Source organism: Candidatus Avelusimicrobium stercoris, assembly GCF_002437085.1.
GTDB classification, from domain to species: Bacteria; Elusimicrobiota; Elusimicrobia; order Elusimicrobiales; family Elusimicrobiaceae; genus Avelusimicrobium; species Avelusimicrobium stercoris.
Genome location: NZ_DJOA01000026.1, coordinates 1 through 4,431, shown reverse-complemented (window position 1 = coordinate 4,431; position 4,431 = coordinate 1). Strand labels below are relative to the sequence as shown.

4 protein-coding genes are annotated in these 4,431 nt (G+C 39.7%); all 4 read left to right on the top strand.

Features of this window, described 5'->3' with window-relative positions:
* Positions 1-100: 100 nt before the first annotated feature.
* The 4 genes from B2118_RS04075 to B2118_RS04060 all read left to right on the top strand — a co-directional run bounded on the left by B2118_RS04075 (position 101) and on the right by B2118_RS04060 (position 4,342).
* Positions 101-1,321 carry a hypothetical protein gene (locus B2118_RS04075; protein WP_428053439.1) on the top strand — a complete coding sequence of 407 codons (1,221 nt, stop codon included), beginning with the start codon at positions 101-103 and terminating at the stop codon, positions 1,319-1,321.
* Positions 1,322-1,871: 550 nt separating this feature from the next.
* Complete coding sequence (locus tag B2118_RS04070) at positions 1,872-2,555, top strand: hypothetical protein (protein WP_428053438.1); 684 nt, start codon at positions 1,872-1,874, stop codon at positions 2,553-2,555.
* Positions 2,545-2,847: a hypothetical protein gene (locus tag B2118_RS04065; RefSeq protein ID WP_428053437.1), complete on the top strand. Its 303-nt coding sequence runs from the start codon at positions 2,545-2,547 to the stop codon at positions 2,845-2,847. Before B2118_RS04070 ends, B2118_RS04065 begins: the two co-directional genes overlap by 11 nt.
* A gap of 28 nt (positions 2,848-2,875) precedes the next feature.
* Complete coding sequence (locus tag B2118_RS04060; RefSeq protein ID WP_428053436.1) at positions 2,876-4,342, top strand: DUF2779 domain-containing protein; 1,467 nt, start codon at positions 2,876-2,878, stop codon at positions 4,340-4,342.
* Positions 4,343-4,431 lie beyond the last annotated feature (89 nt).

Sequence of the window (4,431 nt, the reverse complement as noted above, 5' to 3'; positions counted from 1 at the left end):
ACATCAAAATTTGATATAGTTAAATTATAAATTTTCTTAATGTTGCATATGAATTTTAACTATCAAAACTTCCACTTAACTAAAAAGGAATAAGAAAAATATGAATGAATTTGGATTGTCCAAAGAACAAATAAACCAAACCCTAAATTTAATTATTGAAAGGGGCCGATTTTCGTATGATTTACTAAAAGCTCATTTCGGCTCTTCGGCATATGCAGTGACAATATTAAGTTTTCTAGAAACCAACCGTTTTATTACCAAACCTTATGGTGCTGAACGTTGGGAAGTCAATTTTCCTAAAATAAAAAGATATTTAGCCACTATTAATTCATATAGCAATAGTAAAACAGAAAAAATAGAATTACCAACAACAATAAAAAAGGGTGGCCTAAAAAACATCCTTAATAAATTATATTTGGCCGATGCTAACTTTAATATTTTAAGTATACTGACCGCAGACTTGACAATTAGTGAAATTGATGAAAGTTTGGAACTTATTCAAATTGCAAAAACAAATTATAAACATTTTATAAATCAGAGACAAATCTTATTAGAAAGGTCCTCAAGTTTAAACAAGAAAATAACCAAAGTAGAAAACAAAATAAATATTCAAAACCAAGCTATTGATTCCAAAGGTTCACCTCTAACTAGCACTCTAATATTTTTTGTTATTCTTATCTTTTGCGGGATAGGAGCCTTTTTGTATGGAATGCCAACGCCAGTAGTTTTAGGGGGAATGCTGTGCCTTATCGTAATAGGGTTCTTTTTTCTACTTCCATTAGGTAAACAAAAAAAATTAGAACTTAAAAGATTACAAGAGGAAAAATTATATCTAAAAAACGATTTGCAAACATTAGAAAATGAGCAAGAAAACCTCAATGAGGAAGAGAGCAAAATTGCTATCGCGTATGGATTAGACGAAGGGGCCACCCCTGAATTAGTAAACGTTAGCAATGCAAGACTACTTGAACTGGAAAATATCCTTCAAAAAATGAAAAATATTTTAATAACAACCCCTAGAAATTCTAGTGAACAAATTCTAGCATTAGAACAATTATTATATTTGCTCAATAAGAAATATATTGAAGAAAAAATGCTATCTGAGCAACAAAAAGCAACTACTTATGCTAAAGAACAAGCCGATTATGCAAGACAACAAGCGGACAGCGCACAAGAACAAGTGCAAGCTATAAAAGATTTAGAAACGGCCATCAATATCCAAACAGATATGCAATATTGGCAAGGACAAGAACACGGACAAAGCGCGGCTGATTTAGCGCATATTGCTAGTTTAAAACATTGGTATAATAAACACAAATAAACAATACTTGAATAATTAACCGCATATTTATGTCCCATTTTGATTGCTACGGTGACGCCATGCACCACTTGGAGACAAAATGTTTTATTGACAAATTAAGCGAGGGCGTCTAGTCTTTTATAAAACCCAACAAAAAACAGCCGTTTCTAGTAAAACCGTTACATTATCTGAAATTCTGCCACATTCAATAAAAACCCGCCGTTAGGCGGGTAATTGTTATTGTTTTACCTTGTTCTTAGGGAAAGTTGGCTTATATATACTTTGCAGGGGTAGTTATTACTGTGTATATTCTGTTCCCCTTGTTTTTTTGCACCGCGACGGGATGCTGTCGCGCGGATTTATTATTCTATATGTGCAGTGCAAATTATATATAGGAGAAATATATGCCGGAAACAAAATATGAATGTAATAAATGTCATCAGGTTTTTGTGTTTGCAAACCCGACATTGAACACAAAATGTCCCTCTTGCGGGGGCTTTTTAAGCCGTAAGTATTAACCTCTCGGCCCAGTAGCCCCAGTCATCACGGTGGCTGGGGCATAAAAATTTTTATGTGGAAATATATTGAAAAAATAGACTGGTGCAAGGTGTATCATCATTTTTTAGGGATGAAGCATAAAGCGGTGGAAATTCAGGTGTCCTACTTTGGTTGCGATGCTTTTGATATATCCTATTCTTGGCGCCGGCGGCAGGACCACGCTGGCATCAGTTTGGGAGTTACACTTTTGGGTGTACTTTGTGCTATTTCTATTTATGATTATCGCCATTGGAACGAGGTTGAAAACCGTTTTTATTTGGCGGACGAGCCGGAACTGGCTTGTATCGGAGTGGACGGTTATGCGGAAGAACAGTATTTTGATGCTCTTAAAATGTGTGCCCAAAAACATCAGTTGGATGAGGATTATTTGCCCCGTTGCGAGGCTGCTTTTGTGGAATACCAAATAGAGCGAGCTCGCCAGCGAGCCTTGTACGAAAAGTGGGAAAAAGAGGACAAAAAGCCCTTTCAACCCAAACACCCGATAAACTGGGCAAATGTAAAATATGCCAAACAAAGGAAAAAGTATAAAAAATACGCAGTTAAATTCTTATCCAATGGCGAAATAGAAATAACGGAGTTCCGCACAAAATACAGGCTTCCCATAAAAGATGTTGTCAGTTTATTTGATTTATATGATAACAACGGTCATTTAGTGAGCCAAGCGGAGAATTACAGAGAGGAAGAATATGAAATTTGAATCTATTAGGGGAAAATTTAAGCATTTTTTAGATCTTATCCATACTTGCGGCGGCCCGCAGGGAATGATTGATAAGGGTATCCCTTGGGAAAAAGTGGCGTGGGGCAGTACATTTAACAATGACGGCGTTTATTTTGAAATTTACTCCAAAACAGATGAAAAAGGCGAATTGCACTTGTTTGCAAAAAACGGCGACGAACTCATAGAGCGTACCAAGCGGGATTTGGCCTACTCGTGCGATTTGTACGACAAAGAAGGCAAACTCCTTAGCATTATGTTTTGGGCCTTTTGATGTGTTATCATAAATTTAAGAGGTGTATATGAATTTATCCAAATCCCAATATACCAAATACCGCAGTTGCGCGCGGCGCCTGTGGCTATACCGCAATAAAAAAGAGGTTTTGACTCCGCCCGACAAAGCCCTGCAAAAAATTTTTGACCGCGGACATTTAATCGGCGAACTGGCCTGGAAGCGTTTTCCCGGCGGAGTGTTGGTGGAAAACGGTTGGCAAAATCCGCAAGCCGCTCTAAAACGCACCCAAGAACTTATGGCGCAAGGGGTTCCCGCCATTTACGAGGCCGCTTTTTCCTATAACGGTATTTTAGTATTTGTGGATATTTTGGAGAAAACCCCTACCGGCTGGAATTTGGTTGAGGTGAAAAGCAGCGGCCGTAAAATAGACCCTATTTATGTGGATGATATTTCTATTCAGCGCTATGTATTGTTTCATTGTGGGGTAGTCCCGGAGCATTGTTATTTAATGCATCTCAATAGCGACTATTTTATGGAGACGGACACTCCGGATTTAGAACAACTTTTCTTATTAACTCCAATGGACAGCGAATTATTCCCGGATGAATTTATAGAAGAGAATTTACAAAACATTAGGGAAATGCTTGCCGGGCCGGAACCTGCCGTGCAACTAGATAAGATGCGTTGCAAAGAGTGCGAGTGCCGGGCTTATTGTTGGCGGGATATCCCGCAAGATTCTGTTTTTGATATTATGAAAAGCAAACAGGCGCGGGAATATATGGCCTTGGGAATGGTAAAAATAACCGATCTGCCACCAAACAGTTTTGAAAATGACAAAATAAACCATTGGATAGAGGTCCTGCGCACAGGTGCGCCGTACATTAACCGCGCGGCGGTGGCCTCTTGGCTTAATAAACTAAATTATCCCTTGTATTATTTGGACTTTGAAACCACCCAGCCCGCTGTACCGCTGTGGAAATACTCGCGCCCCTATCAGCAAATACCGTTCCAGTTTTCCCTGCACGTCCAGCGCAAGCCACACGGCGAGTTTGAGCATTACGAATATCTTTCCACGGGTAAACAGGACCCGCGTATCGGGTGCGTGGCGGCGCTACTTAAATATATTGGCAAAAGTGGCACAATTCTGGCCCACAATGCGGCCTTTGAAAAGACTCGCATCAAAGAAATGGCGCGCGATTTGCCTATGCCGGGGAAGAATGCACAACGGCTTTTGGATATGGAGTCTCGCTTTATGGATACGGGCGACCCGTTTAAGGCCGATTATTTACACCCTAAAATGCACGGCAGTTGGTCAATCAAAAAGGTTTTGCCGGCGCTGGTGCCGGATATGACCTACGAAGGAATGGCGGTTGCCAACGGTGGCGACGCTATGGATGCTTTTGATATATTATACGCCCAATCCTTGCCACCCCAAGAATTGGAAATCTTGCGCAAAAACCTGCTTAAATATTGCAAGCAAGACACCTGGTCTATGGTCAAATTGGTGGATGGATTAAGGGATAGTGTGCAATAGAAAAAATATCCCTTGACTGATATCAAGGGATATTTTTTCCATTGTTTAATAACTACTGCTCACAATAAACCCCGGGCGTAAGCCCGAGG